We start from the raw sequence: 20,496 nt of genomic DNA on the forward strand, positions 1-20,496 counted from the left end.
GTCGCGCTAGGCGCTCGCTACTCGATGACGCCGCAGGCAACGCGGCTGCCCGCGTCACCGGTGTTGCGGGTCTGCTCGTCAGGGCCAGCCCCGCCGGTGTAGCGCTCGGGGATGTTGCCGAAGTTGTCGGGGCCCTCGTGGATCATGATCGAGGTGCCGTCACCGATGAGGAGGTCGTCGATGGTCAGGCGGTCGGTAAGGGTGACAAGCTCGCCGGAGCCGTCCTCGAGGACGTAGAGCGAGGTGAGGTCGCCACTCATGCCGGTGCCACCATGCGTCGCGCCCTCGAGCTGGAGGTGCCCGCCCGCGGAAAGGAAGTCACCAGTGTTCTCGCCGTCGGGCGCCTGGCTATCCGGCTCGCACTCACCGATCTCATGAATGTGCATGCCCTTGAAACCGGGTGAGAGGAGCTCGGAATCAGCATCAACCTTGGCACGGATCTCGAGATGGTCAGCGCTCTCGCTGATCGTGACGGTGCCCACGGAGGTTCCGTCGGCCGCGTTCAGCGTGGCGCGCACCGTTCGCGACGGGCCGCCCGAGTCATCGCCGGAATGGTCATCTTCCTCGCCGTGCCCTGCAGGAGCGGGCGAACCAGTCCAGACAGGAGGCGCGGTGTACTCCTCGTTGCTGTCGCTCGGCGCCTCGTAGGGTGCCGCGCAGCCACTGAGCACGAGCGCCCCCGCTGCAAGGGCACTGGCAACAAGGCCAGGCTTGCGCAAGGCGGAACCCCGCCGGAGAACGAACTGCCGTGCAGGTGAGGCCATCACTAAAGCTCCTTTGGACAAACCACGAGGTGGATCGAGACCGATCAACGCACATCACAGCATATCGGCACGCCAACGCTGGTGATGCACCGGATGGCCAACTACCCGGTGAGAACCACGACGATGCCGCTGGGCTGCCCCGCGAGCGCGCCGATGCGGGCCTGCACCCGCGCCCCGATCTGCTCCGCGATCTGCTCCGCCAGGGCCCGCTCCGCCTGGGTCCCGTAGAAGACCGTGGTAGCGCCCAGGGCGGTGTCGCTGAAATTGCCGACGGTGCCTACCTGCCAGCCGGACCCGCGAAGCGCATCGGCGGTGCGAGCGGCCAGGCCCGCGACCGTGCTGTTGTTGAGAACATGCACCTGAGTGGCTGTCGCCGGCGGTGGCGCGAGCTCGGTCGTCGTAGCGGGGGCTTCGTCCTCGTCCGCCTCGGCGTCATCCTCGGAACCGGCGGGAGCACCGTCCTCCTCCGTGCCGCGATCATCGCCCGCGCCGGCATCGCTGCCGTGCTGCTGCGACTCGCTTCCGGCAACGGTCTCGGTGCTGCCCTCCTCGCGCGCAGCGTCGTCTCCGCCATCGCCAGCAGCACCATCGCGGGAAGCGGTGGAGCCCACGGCATCGACCGCGGAGGCGGTCGCTGAAGCAGAGTCATTGCCTCCGCCTGGCCCCCGCAGCACGAGCGCACCGATGACGAAGAACACCACTGCGGCCGATAGCAGCATGAACGCGAAAGAACGTAGCGGCAGCGTGCTCGTGCCTGGATTCGGGTTGCCCATCAGCTTCTCCCCACTAGGTTGACCTCATGCCCAGCCGACGCGCGGTACGCGCCTTCTGCCTGCCCGAGCGAAGCCGCCGCAGCCGCTTGACCAGCATAGGGTCGGCGCGCAATGCCTCTGGCCGATCGAGCAGGATATTGAGCAACTGGTAGTACCGGGTCGCGGACAGGCCGAAGAGATTCTTGATCGCTTCCTCCTTCGCGCCGGCGTACTTCCACCACTGTCGCTCGAAGGCAAGGACCTCGAGATCGCGCTCGCTCAGGCCGCTGGAATCACCCGTCGCGGGAGCACTGCCCGCCCCCGGAGCGACGGCCGACTGCGAGTCCGCCCCGGAGCCCTCCGGCACAGGAGCATCGCCCGCGACGCCCGGCAGCGGCACGACGTTGTCGCCGTCCCGTGCTCCTGCGCGATCATCTCGTGCCGCGGCGCTATCCATCTCGCTCCTCGCTTCACCATTCCCGCGGGACGGCGGCGAGCCATCGGCGAGCGGTCGATCGCTTCGCCCGCGACCGTACCGCGCCCCGGCTGCCACCACGTGGGGGACCGATGCCGATCCAAGCCTTCGTAGCCCACATTCAACCACCGATGACTGTCAGTTTTTCGCTACGCATCGCGGCGAGTCGAAGGTTGTCGGCATCGCTAGGTAATCTGTGCAGCCATGGCCATCCATCCGATCCGCGTAGTCGGCGATCCTGTCCTGCACACACCTACCCGCCTCGTCGAGCAACCACCGCAAGAGCTCGCCGAACTGGTCCAGGACATGTACGAGACTATGGATGCCGCCCACGGCGTGGGCCTCGCCGCCAACCAGATCGGTGTCGACCTGCGCCTCTTCGTCTACGACTGCCCCGCCACCGACGAATCCGGCAGGACGATCCGCAAGCGCGGCGAAGTGATCAATCCCGTCCTCGAGACCTCCGAGATCCCCGAGTCCATGCCCGACCCCGACGATGATCTCGAGGGATGCCTCTCCGTGCCCGGCGAGCAATTCGCGACGGGGCGCGCCGAATGGGCCCGCGTCACCGGTATCGACGTCAAAGGCGAGCCCGTGGACATCTCCGGGACCGGCCTCTTCGCCCGCTGCCTGCAGCACGAGGTGGGGCACCTCGACGGCTTCCTCTACCTCGACCACCTGATCGGCCGCAACGCGCGCGCCGCGAAGAAGACAGTGAAGCGCAACGGCTGGGGCGTGCCAGGTCTCTCCTGGACCCCCGGCGAAGTACCCGACCCATTCGGCCATGACGACTGAGGGAACCCCCGTGACAGACTCGCTCCGCTTCGCCACCTGGAACGTCAACTCCGCCCGCGCCCGCGCGGACCGCATCTGCGCCTGGCTGGAGAGAAGCGGCACCGATGTGCTCGCCATCCAGGAGACCAAGTGCCGGGACGACCAGTTCCCCACCGAGCGGTTCACCGACCTCGGCTACGAGGTCGCTCACCACGGCGCCAACCAATGGAACGGCGTTGCCATCCTCTCCCGCATCGGGCTCGACAACGTCCAGATCGGCTTCCCCGGGCAGCCCGAGTGGCAGGGCACTGAATCCGTCGAGCCGCGCGCCATCGCCGCGACCTGCGCCGGCATCACCTGGTGGAGCCTGTACGTGCCCAACGGACGCACGCTCGACGATCCCCACTACACCTACAAGCTCGAATGGCTCGCCGCGCTCTCCCGCAGCGCCGAGCAATGGCTCACCGAGGAACCCTCCGCGACCATCGCCCTGACCGGCGACTGGAACATCGCGCCGCTCGACGAGGATGTCTGGGACATGGCCGTGTTCGAGGACTCCACGCACGTCTCCGCGCCCGAGCGCGATGCGTTCACCCGCTTCACCGAGATCGGCTACCAGGACGTCGTGCGCCCCCGCGCCCCGGGCCCCGGCGTCTACACCTACTGGGACTACACGCAGCTGCGCTTCCCCAAGCGGCAGGGCATGCGCATCGACCACGTGCTCACCACCCCCACCCTCGCCGAGCGGATCACCGACGCTCACATCGACCGCGAGGAGCGCAAGGGCAAGGGCGCCAGCGACCATGCGCCGGTAGTGGTCGATATCGCGCGGTAGGTCGCTGCGGGGCTGGGGGCTGCTGGGGGCTGCTGGGGGCTGGGGCGCGAGTGTGCGAAAAACGACAGCAATTCGCGGTGGACCTGTCGTTTTGCGCACATTGGCGGCGCCGAGGCGGGGCTTCAGGGCGGGGCAGGACCGCTCCCTGCCTCTAGGGCTTGGCGATGCCGTACACGACCGGCCCCACGACGATCATCACGAATGCCCCAGCGACCACCGCGCGGCGCGACCAGCCTCGGGACGAGGCGCCAAGGTCCAGCACCGCGGCGCCGCCCCAGCCGAAGATCACGCCACTGAGAGCCACCATCACTGCGATCTCCCCGAACGGGTCACGTCCGTTGACGAGGAAACTGGTGATGAAGGCGGTCAGGGCAGCGATGCTGATCGTCGGGCGCGCCGACTGCTCCATCGCCTGCCACGCCGAGGCCCTCCGGGGCAGTGCCAGCTTCGCGCGCCTGCGCCGCGCCTCCGTCGTAATAGCAGCCGCGATGTAGCCGACTACCAACAGCAGCGCGGCCACGAACAGCGCCGCGGCCACGATTTCAAGCCAAGACAATGCGTCCCCTCCCCGTCAGTACGCCTCGCCCCATGCTGCCACTGGCTCTGCCACGGCGCAGCGCGGCGGGCGACAAGCTCTCCTGGGGCCGGGCTGGTGGGGCTGGGCTGCGCGCGAGTGTGCGAAAAACGACAGCAATTCGCGCCGGACCTGTCGTTTTGTGCACATTGGCGGCGCTAGAAGAGGAAGCGCTACGGCGCTACGGCGCGACGAGCTCCCGGTACTCGGGGAAGCGGTCGAGGAAGCTCTGCACGTACGAGCACACGGGGCGGAACGTTTGCTGCCGCGCGCGCATGCCGTCGAGGATCGCGCTCACCATCGCCCGCGCATACCCCTGCCTGCTGTACGCCTCGTCGATGATCGTGTGCAGCAACGTGATCACGCCGTCGTCGCCGATCTCGTAGCCCTCGAGCCCCGCGAACTCGCCATCGACCCAGATCTCGTACCGCGACCGCGACTGGTTGTCGATCACGGCGATCCGCGCCGGGGCGTCGTGCGCCCGGTCCGCCTGGGCCTGGTCTCCGTGGGACGCCATAGTCTTCCTCCCGCGCTCGTGCCTGGAGCCCCAGTCTATGCCCGCGATCCGTGCCAGCGCCGTGGTGGCACGCCGCGGCATGCCAGCCACGGGGATGCGTGCACCCACCCGCCTGCGAGCTAGCAGCCACTCCGCTATGGTGAGGGCCACAACTTCATCCAGGAACAGCACATCTCCACGGGGGCTCGCACCAGCGGGCTGAGAGGACAGCTAGGGCTGTCGACCGTATGAACCTGACCGGGTAATGCCGGCGTAGGGAGGGACGTCCATCGTGACGCTTTCATCTGTCCACAATCCTGCCGACCAGGCCATCACCACTGGCCCCATCTCGGGCAGCAGCAAGATCTATGTCGAGGTCCCCGAAGCGCCAGGCCTGCGCGTTCCCATGCGACGGGTGCACCTGAGCAACGGCGAGCACCTCGACCTGTACGACACCTCCGGGCCATACACCGATACCAGCGCCACCATCGACATCGAGAAGGGCCTGCCCCGCGCTCGCGACAGCTGGACCAAGCCAGCCCCCATCGACGGAGCAGCCACGCAGCTCGCCTGGGCGCGCGCCGGGATCATCACCGACGAGATGCGCTTCATCGCTGCCCGCGAGAGCGTCTCCCCCGAGCTGGTGCGCGATGAGGTGGCGCGCGGCCGCGCCGTCATCTGCGCCAACCACAAGCATCCCGAGATCGAGCCGATGATCATCGGCAAGGCGTTCTCGGTGAAGATCAACGGCAACATCGGCAACAGCGCTGTCACCTCGTCCATCGGCGAGGAGGTGGAGAAGATGGTCTGGGCCACCCGCTGGGGCGCCGACACCATCATGGACCTCTCCACCGGCAAGAACATCCACGAGACCCGTGAGTGGATCCTGCGCAACTCCCCCGTGCCCGTCGGCACCGTGCCCATCTACCAGGCGCTGGAGAAGGTCAAGGGCGACCCGACGAAGCTCAACTGGGAGATCTACCGCGACACCATCATCGAGCAGTGCGAGCAGGGCGTGGACTACATGACCGTCCACGCGGGGGTGCTGCTGCGCTACGTCCCGCTGACTGCCAAGCGCGTCACCGGCATCGTCTCGCGCGGCGGCTCCATCATGGCCGCCTGGTGCCTCGCCCACCACCAGGAATCGTTCCTGTACACGCACTTCCGGGAGCTGTGCGAGATCTTCCGCGAGTACGACGTCACGTTCTCCCTCGGTGACGGCCTGCGTCCCGGCTCGATCGCTGATGCCAACGACGAGGCGCAGTTCGCGGAGCTTCGTACCCTCGGCGAGCTGACGACCATCGCGAAGTCCTACGGCGTGCAGGTGATGATCGAGGGCCCCGGCCATGTGCCGATGCACAAGATCGTGGAGAACGTGCGGCTCGAGGAGGAACTGTGCGAGGAAGCACCGTTCTACACGCTCGGCCCGCTCGCCACCGACATCGCCCCAGCGTATGACCACATCACCTCGGCGATCGGCGCGGCGATCATCGCGCAGGCCGGCACCGCCATGCTGTGCTATGTCACGCCCAAGGAGCACCTCGGGCTGCCCAACCGCGACGACGTGAAGCAGGGCGTGATCGCCTACAAGATCGCCGCCCACTCCGCCGACCTCGCCAAGGGCCACCCGCGCGCCCAGGAGCGCGACGACGCCCTCTCCCGGGCGCGGTTCGAGTTCCGCTGGAACGACCAGTTCAATCTCTCGCTCGATCCCGACACGGCCCGCGGGTACCACGACGAGACCCTGCCCGCCGAGCCCGCGAAGACTGCCCACTTCTGCTCGATGTGCGGGCCGAAGTTCTGCTCCATGCGAATCTCTGCCGATGTGCGCGAGTACGCGGAGCGCAACGGCATGAACACGCAGGAGGACATCGACCGGGTGCTCGCGCAGGGAATGGCCGAGAAGTCCGCCGAGTTCGCCGACCACGGCAACCAGGTCTACCTGCCGCTCGCCACGAGTTGATGGACTGGCTCCTCCCCCCGCCCGCGCCGGGCAGCACTCCGGCGCGGGCACTCACCATCGCCGGGTCGGACTCGGGCGGCGGCGCCGGCATCCAGGCGGACATGCGCACGTTCGCGCTCACCGGCGTGCACGGCTGCGTCGCCATCACCGCCGTCACGGTGCAGAATTCCGTCGGGGTCACCGGGGTGCACACCATTCCGCCGGAGACCGTGGCCGCGCAGATCGAATCCGTCGTCACTGATATCGGAGTGCTCGCGGCCAAAACGGGGATGCTGGCAAGCGCAGAGATCATCGAGGCTGTCGTGACGACGTGCGCGCGCCTCGGCATCGGCGGCGACGACACCATCCCGCTCGTCGTCGACCCGGTGGCAGCGTCGATGCACGGTGACGCCCTGCTGCGCGACGACGCGCTCGACGCCGTCCGCGACCAGCTCGTGCCCCGCGCCACCATCGTCACGCCGAATCTCGACGAGGTTCGCCTGATCACCGGCATCGAGGTCACCGACGCTGCCAGCCAGCGCGCCGCGGCAGAGGCGTTCCTCGACCTCGGCGCGCGCTGGGCACTCATCAAGGGCGGGCACCTGCGCGAATCCCCCAGCAGCACGGACCTGCTCACCGACGGCGCCGACGAGCACGAATACACGGTGGAACGAATCCCGACCGGCCACGATCACGGCGGTGGCGACACCCTCGCCGCCGCGATCACCTGCGCCCTCGCCCACGGCCTCGACATGCCCAGCGCGGTGGCCTATGCCAAGCGATGGGTCACCGAATGCCTGCGCGCGGCATACCCGCTCGGCCGCGGGCACGGGCCCGTCTCGCCGCTGTGGCGGCTGGGGTAGCTGGCCTCTGGCCTCGCCCTCCCGCGGCATCCTCCTCCCGCAAAAGCACCGGAAGCTGCCAAACGCGATAGAAACAGCGCCGAGATTCTCGCGGTTTCTATCGCGTTTGGAGCGCGAGGGGCCGTGCGGGGTGGGCCGTGCGGGGTGGGCCGGGCGGACGGGCCGTGCGCCCAGGACAGGCTGCGCACCCAAGCCGACCACATCACCACCAGCCCCTAGACGTGCGACAACCCGGTGCCAATGGGGAGGCACCGGGTTGTCGTGTCCGATCTCGACGGGGCGCACCACCACCCCGGAGTTCGGTTCTTGTGATTGCTCCCGACTAGCAATCACAAGCCTTTATGGCCGTCAGGCGTCGCGCTTGTTGACCACGATCACGCTGAGCCCGAAGATGCCGCCGGCGACGAGGCCGAAGTACACGATCGCGGCCCAGGGGCCCCAGTGGAAGAAGTCCATCATCGGCCCGGCGGAGATCCCGTTGTCGCCGGCAAGGAAGTAGCTGGCGTTGAGGAACGGCAGGAACGGGGAGATGTGCTCGCCGATCTTCGGCAGTACCGAGGCGATGTTCTCGAGCAGCAGCGGCCACAGGAGCAGGATGGTGACGGCTCCGGCGGTCTGCCGGACGAGCGCGCCGATTCCGACGGCGAGGATCGCGGCGAGAGCAGCGTAGATCGGCACCGTGTACAGCACGCGGAGGGTGTCGCCGTTGCTGAACGTGAGGTTGGCGCCAACCTCGGGGCCTGCGATGACGCGGGCGAGGATGATGGCCGCGGCAGCGAGGACCGTGGTGAGCACGGCGGACCAGAGCGCGGCGATACCAGCCTTGGCGAGCATCACGGCGGTGCGGTTGTTGCTGGCCATGAACGTGTTGCGGATAACACCGAACCGGTACTCGCTGGTGACGACGAGGGCCGAGAGGACCATGAGCACCATGACGCCGATCTGCTGCACGCCGATGGTGGCCTCGAAGGCCGTCATGGGCGGCTGCGTGGGCATGCCCTGGTTGCTCATGTTCTCGTACGTTGAGCGGGTGGTGCCGGCGAAGAGCGCGGCGAGCCCGAGGCCCAGCACGACGACGATGCCGCTGCACCACCAGGGGGACTTGACCGAGGTGAGCTTGATGCGCTCTGCTGCGAGGACGCCCATCAGTTGTTCCCTCCTGCTGCGTTGAGGCCAGCGCCGTGGTATTCCACGGAGTCGCCGGTGAGTTTCATGAAGGCTTCCTCGAGCGATCCGCGCTGGGCGGCAAGCTCATGGATGGTGATGCGGTTGGCCGCGGCGATCTCGCCGACAGCGTCGGTGGTGGTTCCGACGACGAGCAGCGAGGACTCGCCCGTGCCGTCCTCCCGGACCGTGAGGCCCTGGCTGGTCAGCGCGGTGCGCAGGGTGTCGAGCTGCGGGGTGCGGATCTTGACGGTGGCGCCCGAGGCGCGGTCGACGAACTCCTGCACCGTGGTATCGGCGATGAGCTGTCCCTTGCCGATGACGATGAGGTGCTCGGCGGTCTGGGCCATCTCGGAGAGCATGTGGCTCGACACCATGACGGTGCGGCCTTCCGCGGCGAGGCGCTGCATGAACAGGCGGATCCAGCGGATGCCTTCGGGGTCGAGGCCGTTGACGGGCTCGTCGAAGAGCAGGACCTCGGGATCGCCGAGGAGGGTCGCGGCCAGTCCGAGGCGCTGTGACATGCCCAAGGAGAATCCACCGGCCTTCTTCTTCGCCACGGCGGTCAGCCCGACGAGCTCGAGGACCTCGTCGACGCGCTTGGCGGGGATGCCGTTGCTCGCGGCCATCCAGCGCAGGTGGCTGCGGGCCGAGCGGTTGGGATGCACCCACTTGGCGTCGAGCAGCGCGCCCACGTGCTGGAGGGGCTGGTGCAGCTCGGTGTACTTCTTGCCGTTGATCGTGGCGGTTCCGGCGGTCGGCCGGTCGAGCCCCAGGATCATGCGCATGGTGGTGGACTTGCCGGCGCCGTTGGGGCCGAGGAAGCCGGTCACGATGCCGGGCCGGACGTCGAAGGTCAGGTTATCCACTGCCTTCGTGTGCCCGTATGCCTTGGTCAGGCCGCGTACTTGGATCATGGTGATTACTCTGCCCTACGCGTCATGGCGTCCGCATCGTCCGGAAGTCTGGACTTGCGTCATACCTAGGTATGACCCACTGCCCTCGGAGCCCGGGGTGTTCCCGCATCAGGGCTCGGGGTGGTCGGGCCGCGGCGAGGAGGCTTGCGCCCATTGCCTCTTGGGGATCCGCCCTGCCAGGCGGGCCAGGCGACCGGCCTGCACCGCGTGCGCCATCGCGGTCGCCATGCGCACGGGGTTGGTGGCGCGGGTGACGGCGGTCGCCAGCAGCACCGCGTCGCAACCGAGCTCCATCGCCAGCGCTGCATCGCTCGCGGTGCCGATGCCAGCGTCGAGGATCACCGGTACGCCTGCCTGCTCGACGATCATGGCGATGTTGTGGGGATTGTTGATGCCCAGCCCGGTGCCGATGGGCGAGCCGAGGGGCATCACCGCGGCGCATCCGGCGTCCTCGAGCTTGCGGGCGAGAGCGGGATCGTCGTTGGTGTAGGGCAGGACGGTGAACCCGTCGTCGACGAGTTGCTCGGCGGCGTCGAGGAGCTCCACGGGATCGGGCAGCAGGGTGCGGTCATCAGCGATGACCTCGAGCTTGATCCAGTTGGTACCGAGCGCTTCGCGGGCGAGCTTCGCGACGAGCACTGCTTCGGCGCTGGTGCGGCATCCGGCCGTGTTGGGCAGTGCCCGGATGCCGAGCCGCTCGAGCAGCGCGAGGGTGCCGTCGCCACCGGCGAGGTTGGCGCGCCGGATCGAGACGGTGGTCAGCTCGGTCCCGGAGGCGACGAGGGCGTCGGCGAGCACGTCGAGGTTGCTGGCTCCCCCGGTGCCGGTGATCAGTCGCGATCCGAGCTCGGTTCCGGCAATGACGAGCGGATCAACCACCTTGGACCGCCGTGACGATCTCGATGGCGTCGCCGGGCTCGACGGTGTGGCTGCTCCACTGCTCGGCAGGGACGATGTCGCCCTTCGCGGCGATGGCGATGCCTTTCGCGGGCAGCCCGAGGATGCCTAGCAGGTCGTGCAGGGTGCTGCCTCGCGGCATGGCGCGCCATTCGCCGTTGACGCGTGCCTCGATGGTCGTGGTGGTGCTCATGCGAACCTCCTGGGGTGTGCGGCGGCCGCCTCGGCGAGGGGCTGGCCGTCGAGCTCGGCGAGTATGGCGCTGCCCGTCAGGGGCGCGAGCAGCATTCCGTTGCGGCCGTGCCCCGCTGCGACAAGGGTACGGTCATCGACGCGTCCGATCAGCGGGATGTTGTCGGGGGTGACGGGGCGCAGGCCAGCAGACATGTCGGTGATGGCGTAGTCGGCGATGCCGGGGAACACGGCCTCGGCGTCGGCGAGGAGATCGCGGATTCCGCCCGCTGTGACGGTCGTGTCGAACCCGGCCTCGTGCTGGGTGGCGCCGACGACCATGCCGTCGGGGCGCGGCACGAGGTAGACGTGCCGCCCGCGCACCCAGCCGCGCACGATGCTCCGGGGCGGTGGGGCGCTGAATGATCGGCGGGCCAGGCGCATGATCTCGCCCTTGACGGGCCGGACGCGCAGCTCGGGCAGGAGCTCGCTGGTCCAGGGGCCCGCTGCGACGACGATCTGGTCCTGGGGCAGGCTCGCGAGGTCGTTGATGCGTCGCTCGACGAGGATTGCCCCTGCCGCGGCCGCGCGGTCCCGCAAAGCAAGCAGCGTGGCACGGTTGTCGACGGCGATCTCGTCGTTCACCTGGAAGACGGGGCGCATGCTCGGCGCGAGGCCTGGTTCCAGCGCGCGCGCCTCGCGGCGTGACAGGGGCGCGACGGGCTCGCCGCGCTGCTCGAGCCAGGCCATGACCCGGTGCAGGTCGGCCACGTCGCCGTCATCGGCGGCGATCGCAAGCGAGCCCCGCGCGGTGATGACCTCATGCCCGTTCTCCTCGAGGCGGGCAGCGAACCGTGGCCAGGCCCGCATCGAGGCCAGCGACAGGTCGAGCAGCGCGCCCTCGCCGGGCCATGCCTCGCTCCAGGGAGCGATCATGCCGCCGGCCACCCACGTGGTGGAATGCTCGACAGCAGGCTCGGAGAAGAGGGTGACGCGGTAGCCGTTCTCGGCGAGCTGCCAGGCGACGGTCGATCCGATCACTCCCCCGCCGATGACCGCGACGGAGCAACGCTCGGTGGCGTCGGGCATCACAAGAATCCTCCAACTCCCTGCGCCAGCATTACCTGGGTCAGGTGTGACGGTCGGAGCGGCGTGCTCCCTCTCAGCTCCCGGACCGGAGCTCCCGCGCGAACCATGGGTGACATCTCCACGGTAGCCCGTTACGGTCACTGGTGTGCAATCGCCACGTGACCGTCTCCACGCCGCCCAGCTCTACTTGTGCACCGATGCGCGCCGCGAGCACGGCGACCTCGCGGAGTTCGCCGACGCTGCCCTCGCTGGCGGGGTCGATGTCATCCAGCTGCGGGACAAGGGCTCCGAGGGCGAGCGACGGTACGGCCCGCTCGAGGCGCGCGATGAGCTCGCTGCGCTCGCGGTACTATCGGCGGCTGCTCGCCGGCACGGTGCCCTCCTCGCCGTGAACGACCGGGCCGATATCGCCGTGGCTGCCCGCGCGGATGTGCTGCATCTCGGGCAGCGGGACCTGCCGGTGCACTATGCCCGCGCGATCGTCGGTGACCGTGTCGTCATCGGCCGCTCCACCCATGATGCCAAGCAGTCAGCGGACGCGGCCCGCGAGGAGGGCGTCGACTACTTCTGCGTCGGGCCATGCTGGCCTACTCCCACCAAGCCGGATCGTCCCGCGGCCGGGCTGGGGCTCGTGCACGCTACTGCTGACCTGCGCCCGGCGCGGCCGTGGTTCGCCATCGGCGGCATCGGCGAGGACAACGTCGGCCAGGTGGTTGGCCACGGCGCGCGCCGCATCGTGGTGGTCCGCGCCATCACCGCGGCGCCCGATCCCCGTGCCGCCGCGCAGCGGCTCAAGGCGGCGCTGCCACCGCTCGGCTAGGAACTAGCGCTAGGGCAGCCACGCACTCAGGGCAGCCAGCCCAGCAATCGCTTGGGGCCCCAGGCCGCGGCGTCATCGGGCAAACGCTCCTTCAGGCCGCGATCCGCGGTGATGACCACCGTGCGCAGCGGAGCCTCCTCCCGGGCTAGCTCCACGATGTGATCGTCACCGCTGCCCGGCGCCCGGTGAAAGGTGATCCCAGCGGGTTGTATCGCTGCGTCACCGGTGCCGCGTGCTTGTCCCTCGAGCACCATCTCGATGTGGTTGATCCAGCCGTAGCGGCCATCGGTGAACGGGCAGGTGATGGGAAGCGACTCGGCGATCTCCTCCGCCAGGGCGCGGGTCGCTGCGGCACGATCGCGCCACCAGCCATTGGCCCGGCTACCCACGACGTTCGCGGTATCGACGATGACGCGCACCTTCTCCAGCTGGAGCTCCGGCCACGCCGCGGCGAGCCCCGGATGCAAGGGATAGCCCGCGACCTCGGGCTCGGGCACCCAGCGCAGCTCTATGCCCTCGGCGTTCGGGGTGGTGCCGGGGCGGGTAGCGATATCCGCGACCACGGTGGTGTACTCCCAGCCCGTGCCTTCGAACGGGGTTGCCCGCGACGCCCGGACCCGGACCGCGTCGGCCGGGATCCCGGTCTCCTCGCGCGCCTCGCGCAGCGCCGCGCGGATGGGGGTCTCGTGGCTGTCCCGGGCACCGCCGGGCAGGCCCCACGTATCGCCGTGGTGGCACCAGGGGGCGCGATGCTGCAGCAGGACAGTCGGCTCGCCCTGCTCGTCGGGGCAACGCAGCAAGAGCCCCGCCGCACCGTGCTTGCCCCATCGTCGCGCGCCACGGGCGCCGATCACCCAGCCATCGCCATCGCCGCGCATCGGGGAACCTCGCTGTCCTTGGTGGTTGCCAGCCCCAGGGTAGTTGGTGGTCACGAATCAGTGACGATCCCGACACACCCCCCGCCACGAGTAATGCAGAGCACACCGTGGAAGATGAGTAGTTAAGGAGTAGTCGTATGCCACGCGACCGTTGCACCGGACGCATGGTGCGAGCTGATGGGGAGGTGTGGAGCGATGTCCAGGACCACGGGCGCGCAGAAGCACGAGCCTGCATCGTTCGGCTTCAACCGGTTCGGCATCGATCCCTCCGCCGTGCCGCCAGCAGGCGGTGACGAGCCTGAATGGTTGATGCCGCGGGCCCGCAAGCCCCTCTCGCGCAAGTACGCCAAGTACTACCCGAACCAGGCCAGCGCGGTCTCGGACCTCGCCCTGTCGAGCCCCGGCAAGCTGGTGATCGCGGCGCTCGCGCTGATCATGCTGTGCCTCGGCGCGGGGGCAGTGACGGCGACGTCGATCAGCTCGCGGCAGGACCAGCTCGATACCCTCATCGCGAGCACCGAGCCGATCGCGAGCTCCTCGCTCGAGCTGTACTCGGCGCTGTCGATCGCGGATGCCGCAGCGAGCACGGCGTTCGTGTTCGGCGGCATCGAGCCGGAGGACCTGCGCGACCGGTACCTGCGTGCCAACTTCGATGCGTCCCGCTCGCTGGTGAACGCCTCCTCCCAGGTGGGCGATGGCGACGGGAACGCGCAGCGCATGCTCGCCGAGATCTCGATGCACCTGCCGATGTACGCGGGCCTGGTGGAGAGCGCCCGGGCCAATAACAGGGTCGGCAACCCGGTGGGCGCCGCGTACCTGAACGAGGCCTCGCAGATGATGCGCAACCGGGTGCTGCCGATCTCGGAGGAGCTGTACCGGACGCAGGCGCAGCGGGTGGCGGAATCACACGGGCGGTTCGTGCATCCACCGTGGGTGGCCATGGCTACCGTACTACTGGTGGTCGTGGTGCTCGCCGCGGCCCAGGTGCGCCTGGCGCGCAAGACGCAGCGCACGCTCAACCTGGGCTGGGTGATCGCTTCGCTCATCATGACGCTGGTGCTGCTGTGGCTGCTCGTGGTGGGGCTGTTCACCCGCGCCGAGGCGAACCGCGCCCTCGACGAGGGGGTGCGGCCTCTCGATGCGCTGGCGACCTCGCGCATCCTGGCACAGCAGGCACGCGCCGACGAGACTCTCGGGCTGGCGCGGCGGGGCGAGTCCAGCGACATCGAGCAAGGCTTCTCCGAGGCTTCCGCGGAACTGTCCGAGAAGCTCAACGCGCTGCAGGAGGATGAGAGGGTGACGGTCGGCACGCGCGCGATCGACACCGCGATCGCCGCCCATGAGGGCTGGCGCGACGCGCACCATCGCATGTCCGACCTCTACGCGGCGGGCGATCACCTCGGTGCCGCGCGCGTCGCTGTCGGTGCCGGGGAAGAGGATTCCACGGCCCAGTTCGCAGCGCTCGACGAGGCGTTGCAGGACGGCATCGCCGCTACCCGGGCGGAGCTGCGCACCGCGATCACCCGTGCCCGCACCGCGCTAGCGTTCGCCGCGGGCGGGGTCATGGCGCTGTCCGTGCTCGCGAGCCTCGCGATCGCGGGCGGGGTGTGGCCTCGGCTGAGGGAGTACCAATGAGCCGCCGCGCAGGGATCCCCGGGCGCCGGGTCGGGCTGGCGGGGCGCTTCGTCGCCACCGCGCTGCTCTGCGCCGGGCTCATCGCGGGCTGCTCGGTGCCTGATGACCTGCCTGGAGTGCCCCCGACGTATCCCCCGTTCCCGCTGCCTGCCGGGGCCGAGCAGATCCCCCGCCCCAGCGAGCTCGAGCCCCCGCCGAGCCTGGACTGCGATCCGACGGCCAGCCTCCGCCCCGAGGGCCCGAACCCGCCTCCCGGCGAGATCCCGCCGGAGAACGCGGTGGCGGAGATATTCGAGCGGGGCCGATTGATCGTTGGTCTCGACGCCGGCAGCAACCTGTTCAGCTTCCGGGATCCGCTCAGCGGTGATCTCGTGGGATTCGACGTGGATATCGCCCGGGAGATCGCCCGCGACATCTTCGGCGATCCCGATCGCATCGAGTTCGAGATCCTCACCTCGGCCCAGCGCATCCCGGCGCTGCAGGACTCCCGCGTCGATATCGTGGTGAAGACGATGACGATCACCTGCGAGCGGCGCGAGCTCGTCGAGTTCTCCACCGCCTACTTCCAGGCCTACCAGCGGATCCTCACCGTGAGCGGATCGGGGATCAGCAGCGCGGAGGATCTCGCCGATCGCACCGTGTGCGTCACCAAGGGAACGACGTCCCTGGCCAGGCTGCAGCGGATCGCGCCGGACGCACAGATCCTGGGGGTGCCCTCATGGGCGGACTGCCTAGTGGCGCTGCAGCAGCGGCAGGCCGACGCTATCTCCACCGATGACTCGATCCTGGGCGGGCTCAAGGCCCAGGACCCCTACCTGGAGATCGTTGGCGGCTTCCTCAGCTCGGAGCCCTACGGGGTAGGCGCGAACCTCGACAATCCGGACCTGGTGCGGTTCGTGAACGCAACGCTGGAAAGGATCCGCCAGGACGGCACCTGGAACGAGCTCTACCAGCGATGGCTATCAGTGCTGGGCCCCTCCCCTGGGCCCCCTCCCGCCCGCTACCGGGATTGAGCCGCCATGCCACCGACGGAAACCGCAGGGGATGCAGCCATGAACTCCCAGAAGCCCGAAGATCCCGCCGACGAGCTCGCCGCCGACGGGACCGCTGCCGACGAGGCGTCCGACTCCGATGAAGCCTCCGCGAACACGGAGATGGTCGCCACCGGCATGGCGGACACGGGCCCGGCCACGACCGGGATGGCTACCACGGGGATGGCGAGCACCGAGGGCGCCGAGACCGACGCGGTGCCGTTCGATCCATTCGCTGATTCCGAGGGCACCGACACCGGAGAGGCTGGCACGGAGGCAGTAGCGACATCCGGGAGCAGCACCACCGGATCCCAGGGCCGCGCGAGCTCCGGCGGCAGCGTGTCGAGCGGCCGCACCAGTGGCCGCTACGTGCGCACGCGCAGTGGTCCGCACCAGCGGCTCGGCGCGGGCCTCGTCCCGATCCCCCGCGTGCCTCCCATCGACCCGGTCTCCGCGATCCTCACTGATCCCGCGGTGCCCGAGAACAAGCGCTTCTGCAAGAAGTGCGGGCGACCAGTCGGCAGGTCCGGCCCCAACGGTCCCGGCGAACCGGACGGCACCTGCGGCAACTGCGGCACACCCTACTGGTTCACGCCGCTGCTGCGCCCCGGCGACCTCGTGGCCGGGCAGTACGAGATCCGCGGCTGCCTCGCCCACGGTGGCCTCGGCTGGATCTACCTCGCCATCGACCACAACGTCGAGGACCGCTGGGTGGTGCTCAAGGGCCTGCTGCAATCCGGCGACGCGAAGGCCCAGGCCGTGGCCATGGCCGAGCGCCGGTTCCTCGCGGAGGTCTCGCACCCGAGCATCGTGAAGATCTACAACTTCGTCGAGCACATCAACCGCGAGGGCAACCCCGTCGGCTACATCGTCATGGAGTACGTCGGCGGAACCACGCTGCGCCACCTCGTCCACAACCGCCGCAAGGACCTCGGCGACACCAGCGCGTGCCTGCCCATCGAGCAAGCGATCGTCCTCGTCCAGGAAACCCTCCAGGCCCTGTCCTACCTGCACGCGACCGGCCTTGCCTACAATGACCTGAAGCCAGAGAACGTGATGATCACCGATGAGGGCATCAAGCTCATCGATCTCGGTGCCGTCGCCTCCCTCGAGAGCTTCGGCTACATCTTCGGCACCCCCGGATTCCAGGCCCCCGAGCTCGCGCAGACCGGCCCCACCGTTGCCTCCGACATCTACACCGTCGGCCGCACCCTCGCCGTGCTCACCGCCCGCCTCCCGTCCAAGGACGGGGTCTACAAGCCCGGCCTGCCCAGCCCCGAATCAGAACCCCTCTACCGGGAGAACGAGTTCTTCTACCGCGCTCTGCTGCGCGCTACCAACCCCGACCACGCCCAGCGGTTCGCCTCGGCCGATGAGATGTCCAGCCAGCTCAGCGGTGTCCTGCGGGAAGTCCTCGCCCACAAGCGCGGCGAGCCCCATCCGGGCATGTCCACCGTATTCTCGCCGCAGCGCACCACCTTCGGCACCGACCAGGCCGTCCGCCAGACCGACGTCTACATCGACGGGCACATGCGCGACATGCACATGGAGGCCCGCGAGATCGTCGCGGCACTGCCCATTCCGCTCATCGATCCGCTCGATCCCGCAGCGAGCCTGCTCACCGCGACCGCTTCGAGCGAGCCGAACGAGATCCTTGACTCCATCCGCAAGATCCGCGAGACCACCACCAGCGGCGACGACGAGGCGAAGCACATCCTCGACAAGAGCCTCGCCATCCCGCTCGCCGAGGTCCGGGCACACCTCGACCTCGAGGAGCCCGAGCATGCCGAACGGATCCTGCGCAAGCTGCGCGCGGACAAGCAGCACTGGCGGCTCGACTGGTACAGCGCCTTCACCGAGCTGCTGCTCGGTGAGTTCGAGAATGCCTTCAACCACTTCGAGACGGTGCTCACCGCGCTGCCCGGCGAATCCGCCCCCAAGGTCGCTCTCGCCGCTACCGCCGAGCTCATCCTCGACCACTGGGAGACTGACGACGACCTCACCTGGCACAAGTTCGCCGAGAAGTACTACCGGACCGTCTGGCGCACCGACCGCAACGTCGTCAGCGCCGCGTTCGGGCTCGCCCGGCAGCTCGTGCACGCAGGCAACCGGACAGGGGGCGTCCGGGCCCTCGACCAGGTGCCGCTGAGCTCCCGGCACTATCACATCGCGCGGCTCTCCAGCGTCATGGCGCTCATCGGCGGCAGGCCCGTCGAGGACATCACCGAGAACGAGCTCCGCGAGGCCGCGCGACGCGTCGAGATGGTGCCCGAGACCGAGCGCCGTGCCATCCAGATGCGGGTCGTGGTGCTCGGCGTCGCGCTCGACTGGGTCCGCTCGGGCCAGCGCGCGCGCTACCCCGAGCCCTTCCTCGGCGTGGCGCTCACCGAGGAAACGCTGCGTGGCAGCACCGAGCGCGCGCTGCGGGTCCTCGCCCGCAATGCCCCGGAGCGGCGGCATCGCTACCGGCTCATCGACCTCGCCAACGCGATCCGGCCCCGCAGCCTGTTCTGACGGGGGCTGGGCGGCTCCTCGCTGCCGGGGCGGCCTGTTGCGGTCTGTTGCGGCTCCTGGCACAGCTCGGCTCTTGGCTCGCGGCGCGCCCCGGCACGACCAGTTGTGTGAGCTTTTGCACCCTTCACGGTGCGCAAGAGGGTGCAAAAGCGCACGCTTCCGGAGGGATTCCGGAGGTGGATCGCCAACTTCAAGTGGCTAGCGATCCCCAGCTTCGACCGACTCACCCGCGCCAGGCCCACCAGCACCAGCCGCGTCCTCGCCGAACCCATCGGGCCGGTGCGGCATGAGGAACGCCACCGCCACCATGACAACCCCCAGGATGACTCCGACGCCGAAGGCCCATTGCATGCCACCGACGAGGGCGTCGATCTTCTCTGCCCCGGCGGATTCGAGGACACGCGCGCGGGCTGCCATGACGGTGATGACGATGGCGGTGCCCATGGCAGCGGCGACCTGCTGGAGCGTGGCGAGCAGCGAGCTGCCGTGCGAGTACAGGTGCGGGGGCACGGCACTGAGCCCAAGAGTGAATACCGGCGTGAACACAGCGGCGAGCGAGATCATCAGCAGGATGTGCGCGGCCAGCACCACCCACAGGGGCATGGTGAGGCTCATGCGGGCGAAGACTGCGAGCCCGACGAGGGCGCCGATGGCGCCGGGCACGATGAGGAGCCGCGCGCCGTGCTTGTCGAACACGCGCCCGACGGTGGGTCCGAGCAGGCCCATCGCGAGGCCGCCGGGCATCATGAGCAGGCCGGTCTGCAACGCGCTGAGGCCGCGGGCGTTCTGGAGGAACAGCGGGAACAGCACCATCGCGGCGATCATGGCCATGAACCCGACGGCCATGAGCCCGAGGGCGAGCGCATAGGTCCGGTGGGTGAGGGTGCGCAGGTCGAGCAGGGGCGCGCCGGTGCGCTGGAGCTGGAGCTGGCGCGCGGCGAACAGGGCGATGCCTGCGAGGCCGGCAACGATGATGATCACGGGATTCAGGCCGGGATCGTCCGCGCCCATCTCGCTGAGCCCGTACACGGTGATGCCGAAGCCCAGGGCGGAGAGGACGACGCTGAGCTTGTCGAGCGGCCCGCTCTCGTTCTCCCCCACGTTCATGAGGTAGCGCAACCCGGCGATGATGATAGCGGCGGTGATGGGCAGCACGACGATGAAGATGAGCCGCCACGAGCCGACGGCAAGGAGCAGGCCCGAGACGGCCGGGCCCATCGCGGGGGCCACCGAGATCGCGAGCATCACGTTGCCCATGACACGACCCCGGTCATGCTCGGGGACAACGGTCATGAGGGTGGTCATCAGCAGCGGCAGCATCACTGCGGTGCCGACGGCTTGCACGATGCGGCCGAGAAGAAGGACCTCGAAGATCGGTGCGGCGGCGGCGATGGCGGTGCCGGCTAGGAACACCGACATCGCGGAGACGAACGCTGTGCGCGTGGTGACGCGCTGCAAGTACCAGCCGGTGGTGGGAATGACCACCGCCATGGTCAGCATGAACGCGGCGGACAGCCACTGCACGGTGCGCTCGGTGACCTGGAATACCTCCATGAGCTGGGGCAGCGCGTTCATCATGATCGTCTCGTTGAGGATGACGATGAAGGTCGCGCCGACGAGCCAGTGCAGCACGGGCGGGGTCTTCCCCGGACGGGAAACCACCGCGGGCACAGGGGGCACCTCGGGGGCGGGCAGGGTCTCGCCGTGCGCGGGAACTGCGGGTGTGCCGTCCGGCGCCGGCACGGTGGTGGCGGGGCTTTTCGGCTGGTTCTCGGGCACGAGCAGGCCTTTCGCAGGTGGTCAGGGGCGCTGCGGTCCCGCCGGTGTGCCGGAGGCCGGTGTAGCGCGCGGATTCACCATAGGCGCCACCCCTGACAACCGGCAATGCAATTTTTCACACAGTGT

General features: G+C 69.0%; 20 protein-coding genes and 2 riboswitches. Of the genes, 8 read left to right on the forward strand and 12 right to left on the reverse strand.

The window, feature by feature from the left end:
- Positions 1-17: 17 nt before the first annotated feature.
- From sodC to FXO18_RS14170, 3 genes are all read right to left on the reverse strand, one after another.
- Complete coding sequence (gene sodC / locus FXO18_RS14160) at positions 18-764, reverse strand: superoxide dismutase[Cu-Zn] (protein ID WP_149361795.1); 747 nt, start codon at positions 762-764, stop codon at positions 18-20.
- Positions 765-865: 101 nt separating this feature from the next.
- The gene (locus FXO18_RS14165) at positions 866-1,537 is read right to left on the reverse strand and encodes a LytR C-terminal domain-containing protein (RefSeq protein WP_149361796.1); all 672 of its coding nucleotides are present in this window, start codon (positions 1,535-1,537) and stop codon (positions 866-868) included.
- A gap of 13 nt (positions 1,538-1,550) precedes the next feature.
- A complete protein-coding gene (locus tag FXO18_RS14170) occupies positions 1,551-1,973 on the reverse strand; it encodes a DUF3263 domain-containing protein (protein WP_149361797.1) in 423 nt (140 codons plus the stop codon).
- Between the two features lie 222 nt (positions 1,974-2,195).
- On the opposite strand from FXO18_RS14170, the gene FXO18_RS14175 reads away from it, so the two are divergent.
- Positions 2,196-2,786: a peptide deformylase gene (locus tag FXO18_RS14175; RefSeq protein WP_149361798.1), complete on the forward strand. Its 591-nt coding sequence runs from the start codon at positions 2,196-2,198 to the stop codon at positions 2,784-2,786.
- 10 nt (positions 2,787-2,796) lie between these two features.
- On the forward strand, positions 2,797-3,600 hold the full coding sequence (locus FXO18_RS14180) for an exodeoxyribonuclease III (protein WP_235900680.1): 804 nt from the start codon (positions 2,797-2,799) through the stop codon (positions 3,598-3,600).
- A gap of 151 nt (positions 3,601-3,751) precedes the next feature.
- Here the strand turns inward: FXO18_RS14180 and FXO18_RS14185 are convergent, their stop codons facing one another.
- Both FXO18_RS14185 and FXO18_RS14190 read right to left on the reverse strand, forming a co-directional pair.
- On the reverse strand, positions 3,752-4,156 hold the full coding sequence (locus tag FXO18_RS14185) for a hypothetical protein (protein ID WP_149361800.1): 405 nt from the start codon (positions 4,154-4,156) through the stop codon (positions 3,752-3,754).
- A gap of 199 nt (positions 4,157-4,355) precedes the next feature.
- Positions 4,356-4,691, reverse strand: coding sequence for a GNAT family N-acetyltransferase (locus tag FXO18_RS14190; RefSeq protein ID WP_149361801.1), 336 nt, complete (start codon positions 4,689-4,691; stop codon positions 4,356-4,358).
- 167 nt (positions 4,692-4,858) lie between these two features.
- Positions 4,859-4,967: riboswitch (TPP riboswitch) on the forward strand.
- On the opposite strand from FXO18_RS14190, the gene thiC reads away from it, so the two are divergent.
- Complete coding sequence (gene thiC, locus FXO18_RS14195) at positions 4,963-6,633, forward strand: phosphomethylpyrimidine synthase ThiC (protein ID WP_187774376.1); 1,671 nt, start codon at positions 4,963-4,965, stop codon at positions 6,631-6,633. It overlaps the preceding riboswitch by 5 nt.
- On the forward strand, positions 6,633-7,475 hold the full coding sequence (thiD, locus tag FXO18_RS14200) for a bifunctional hydroxymethylpyrimidine kinase/phosphomethylpyrimidine kinase (protein ID WP_149361802.1): 843 nt from the start codon (positions 6,633-6,635) through the stop codon (positions 7,473-7,475). Before thiC ends, thiD begins: the two co-directional genes overlap by 1 nt.
- Before the next feature lie 348 nt (positions 7,476-7,823).
- Here thiD and FXO18_RS14205 read toward each other — a convergent pair whose 3' ends face one another.
- The 5 genes from FXO18_RS14205 to thiO form a co-directional block, all read right to left on the reverse strand.
- The gene (locus tag FXO18_RS14205) at positions 7,824-8,621 is read right to left on the reverse strand and encodes an ABC transporter permease (RefSeq protein WP_149361803.1); all 798 of its coding nucleotides are present in this window, start codon (positions 8,619-8,621) and stop codon (positions 7,824-7,826) included.
- A complete protein-coding gene (locus tag FXO18_RS14210; protein ID WP_149361804.1) occupies positions 8,621-9,556 on the reverse strand; it encodes an ABC transporter ATP-binding protein in 936 nt (311 codons plus the stop codon). Before FXO18_RS14210 ends, FXO18_RS14205 begins: the two co-directional genes overlap by 1 nt.
- A 108-nt stretch (positions 9,557-9,664) precedes the next feature.
- On the reverse strand, positions 9,665-10,435 hold the full coding sequence (gene thiG, locus FXO18_RS14215; RefSeq protein WP_149361805.1) for a thiazole synthase: 771 nt from the start codon (positions 10,433-10,435) through the stop codon (positions 9,665-9,667).
- Positions 10,428-10,646: a sulfur carrier protein ThiS gene (gene thiS / locus FXO18_RS14220; RefSeq protein ID WP_149361806.1), complete on the reverse strand. Its 219-nt coding sequence runs from the start codon at positions 10,644-10,646 to the stop codon at positions 10,428-10,430. The genes thiG and thiS overlap by 8 nt, the downstream gene beginning before the upstream one ends.
- On the reverse strand, positions 10,643-11,713 hold the full coding sequence (gene thiO, locus FXO18_RS14225) for a glycine oxidase ThiO (RefSeq protein ID WP_149361807.1): 1,071 nt from the start codon (positions 11,711-11,713) through the stop codon (positions 10,643-10,645). Before thiO ends, thiS begins: the two co-directional genes overlap by 4 nt.
- Positions 11,714-11,821: riboswitch (TPP riboswitch) on the reverse strand. It abuts the gene before it with no gap.
- Between the two features lie 37 nt (positions 11,822-11,858).
- Between thiO and thiE the strand changes: the two genes are divergently transcribed.
- Positions 11,859-12,533 (forward strand): thiamine phosphate synthase, encoded by a 675-nt coding sequence (gene thiE / locus FXO18_RS14230; protein WP_149361808.1) that lies wholly within the window; start codon positions 11,859-11,861, stop codon positions 12,531-12,533.
- 26 nt (positions 12,534-12,559) lie between these two features.
- Here thiE and FXO18_RS14235 read toward each other — a convergent pair whose 3' ends face one another.
- Positions 12,560-13,411: an NUDIX hydrolase gene (locus tag FXO18_RS14235; protein ID WP_149361937.1), complete on the reverse strand. Its 852-nt coding sequence runs from the start codon at positions 13,409-13,411 to the stop codon at positions 12,560-12,562.
- 195 nt (positions 13,412-13,606) lie between these two features.
- Between FXO18_RS14235 and FXO18_RS14240 the strand changes: the two genes are divergently transcribed.
- Genes FXO18_RS14240 through FXO18_RS14250 form a run of 3 tightly spaced genes read left to right on the forward strand, consistent with a single transcriptional unit; the run spans position 13,607 to position 18,591 of the window.
- A complete protein-coding gene (locus FXO18_RS14240) occupies positions 13,607-15,046 on the forward strand; it encodes a hypothetical protein (RefSeq protein WP_149361809.1) in 1,440 nt (479 codons plus the stop codon).
- Positions 15,043-16,059: a glutamate ABC transporter substrate-binding protein gene (locus FXO18_RS14245; protein WP_149361810.1), complete on the forward strand. Its 1,017-nt coding sequence runs from the start codon at positions 15,043-15,045 to the stop codon at positions 16,057-16,059. The genes FXO18_RS14240 and FXO18_RS14245 overlap by 4 nt, the downstream gene beginning before the upstream one ends.
- Positions 16,060-16,098: 39 nt before the next feature.
- Positions 16,099-18,591, forward strand: coding sequence for a serine/threonine-protein kinase (locus FXO18_RS14250; RefSeq protein WP_235900681.1), 2,493 nt, complete (start codon positions 16,099-16,101; stop codon positions 18,589-18,591).
- 198 nt (positions 18,592-18,789) lie between these two features.
- On the opposite strand, the gene FXO18_RS14255 is transcribed toward FXO18_RS14250, so the two are convergent.
- Positions 18,790-20,370, reverse strand: coding sequence for an MDR family MFS transporter (locus FXO18_RS14255; RefSeq protein WP_328593443.1), 1,581 nt, complete (start codon positions 20,368-20,370; stop codon positions 18,790-18,792).
- Between the last annotated feature and the right edge of the window lie 126 nt (positions 20,371-20,496).

This window comes from Lolliginicoccus suaedae, assembly GCF_008312885.1.
GTDB lineage: Bacteria > Actinomycetota > Actinomycetes > Mycobacteriales > Mycobacteriaceae > Lolliginicoccus > Lolliginicoccus suaedae.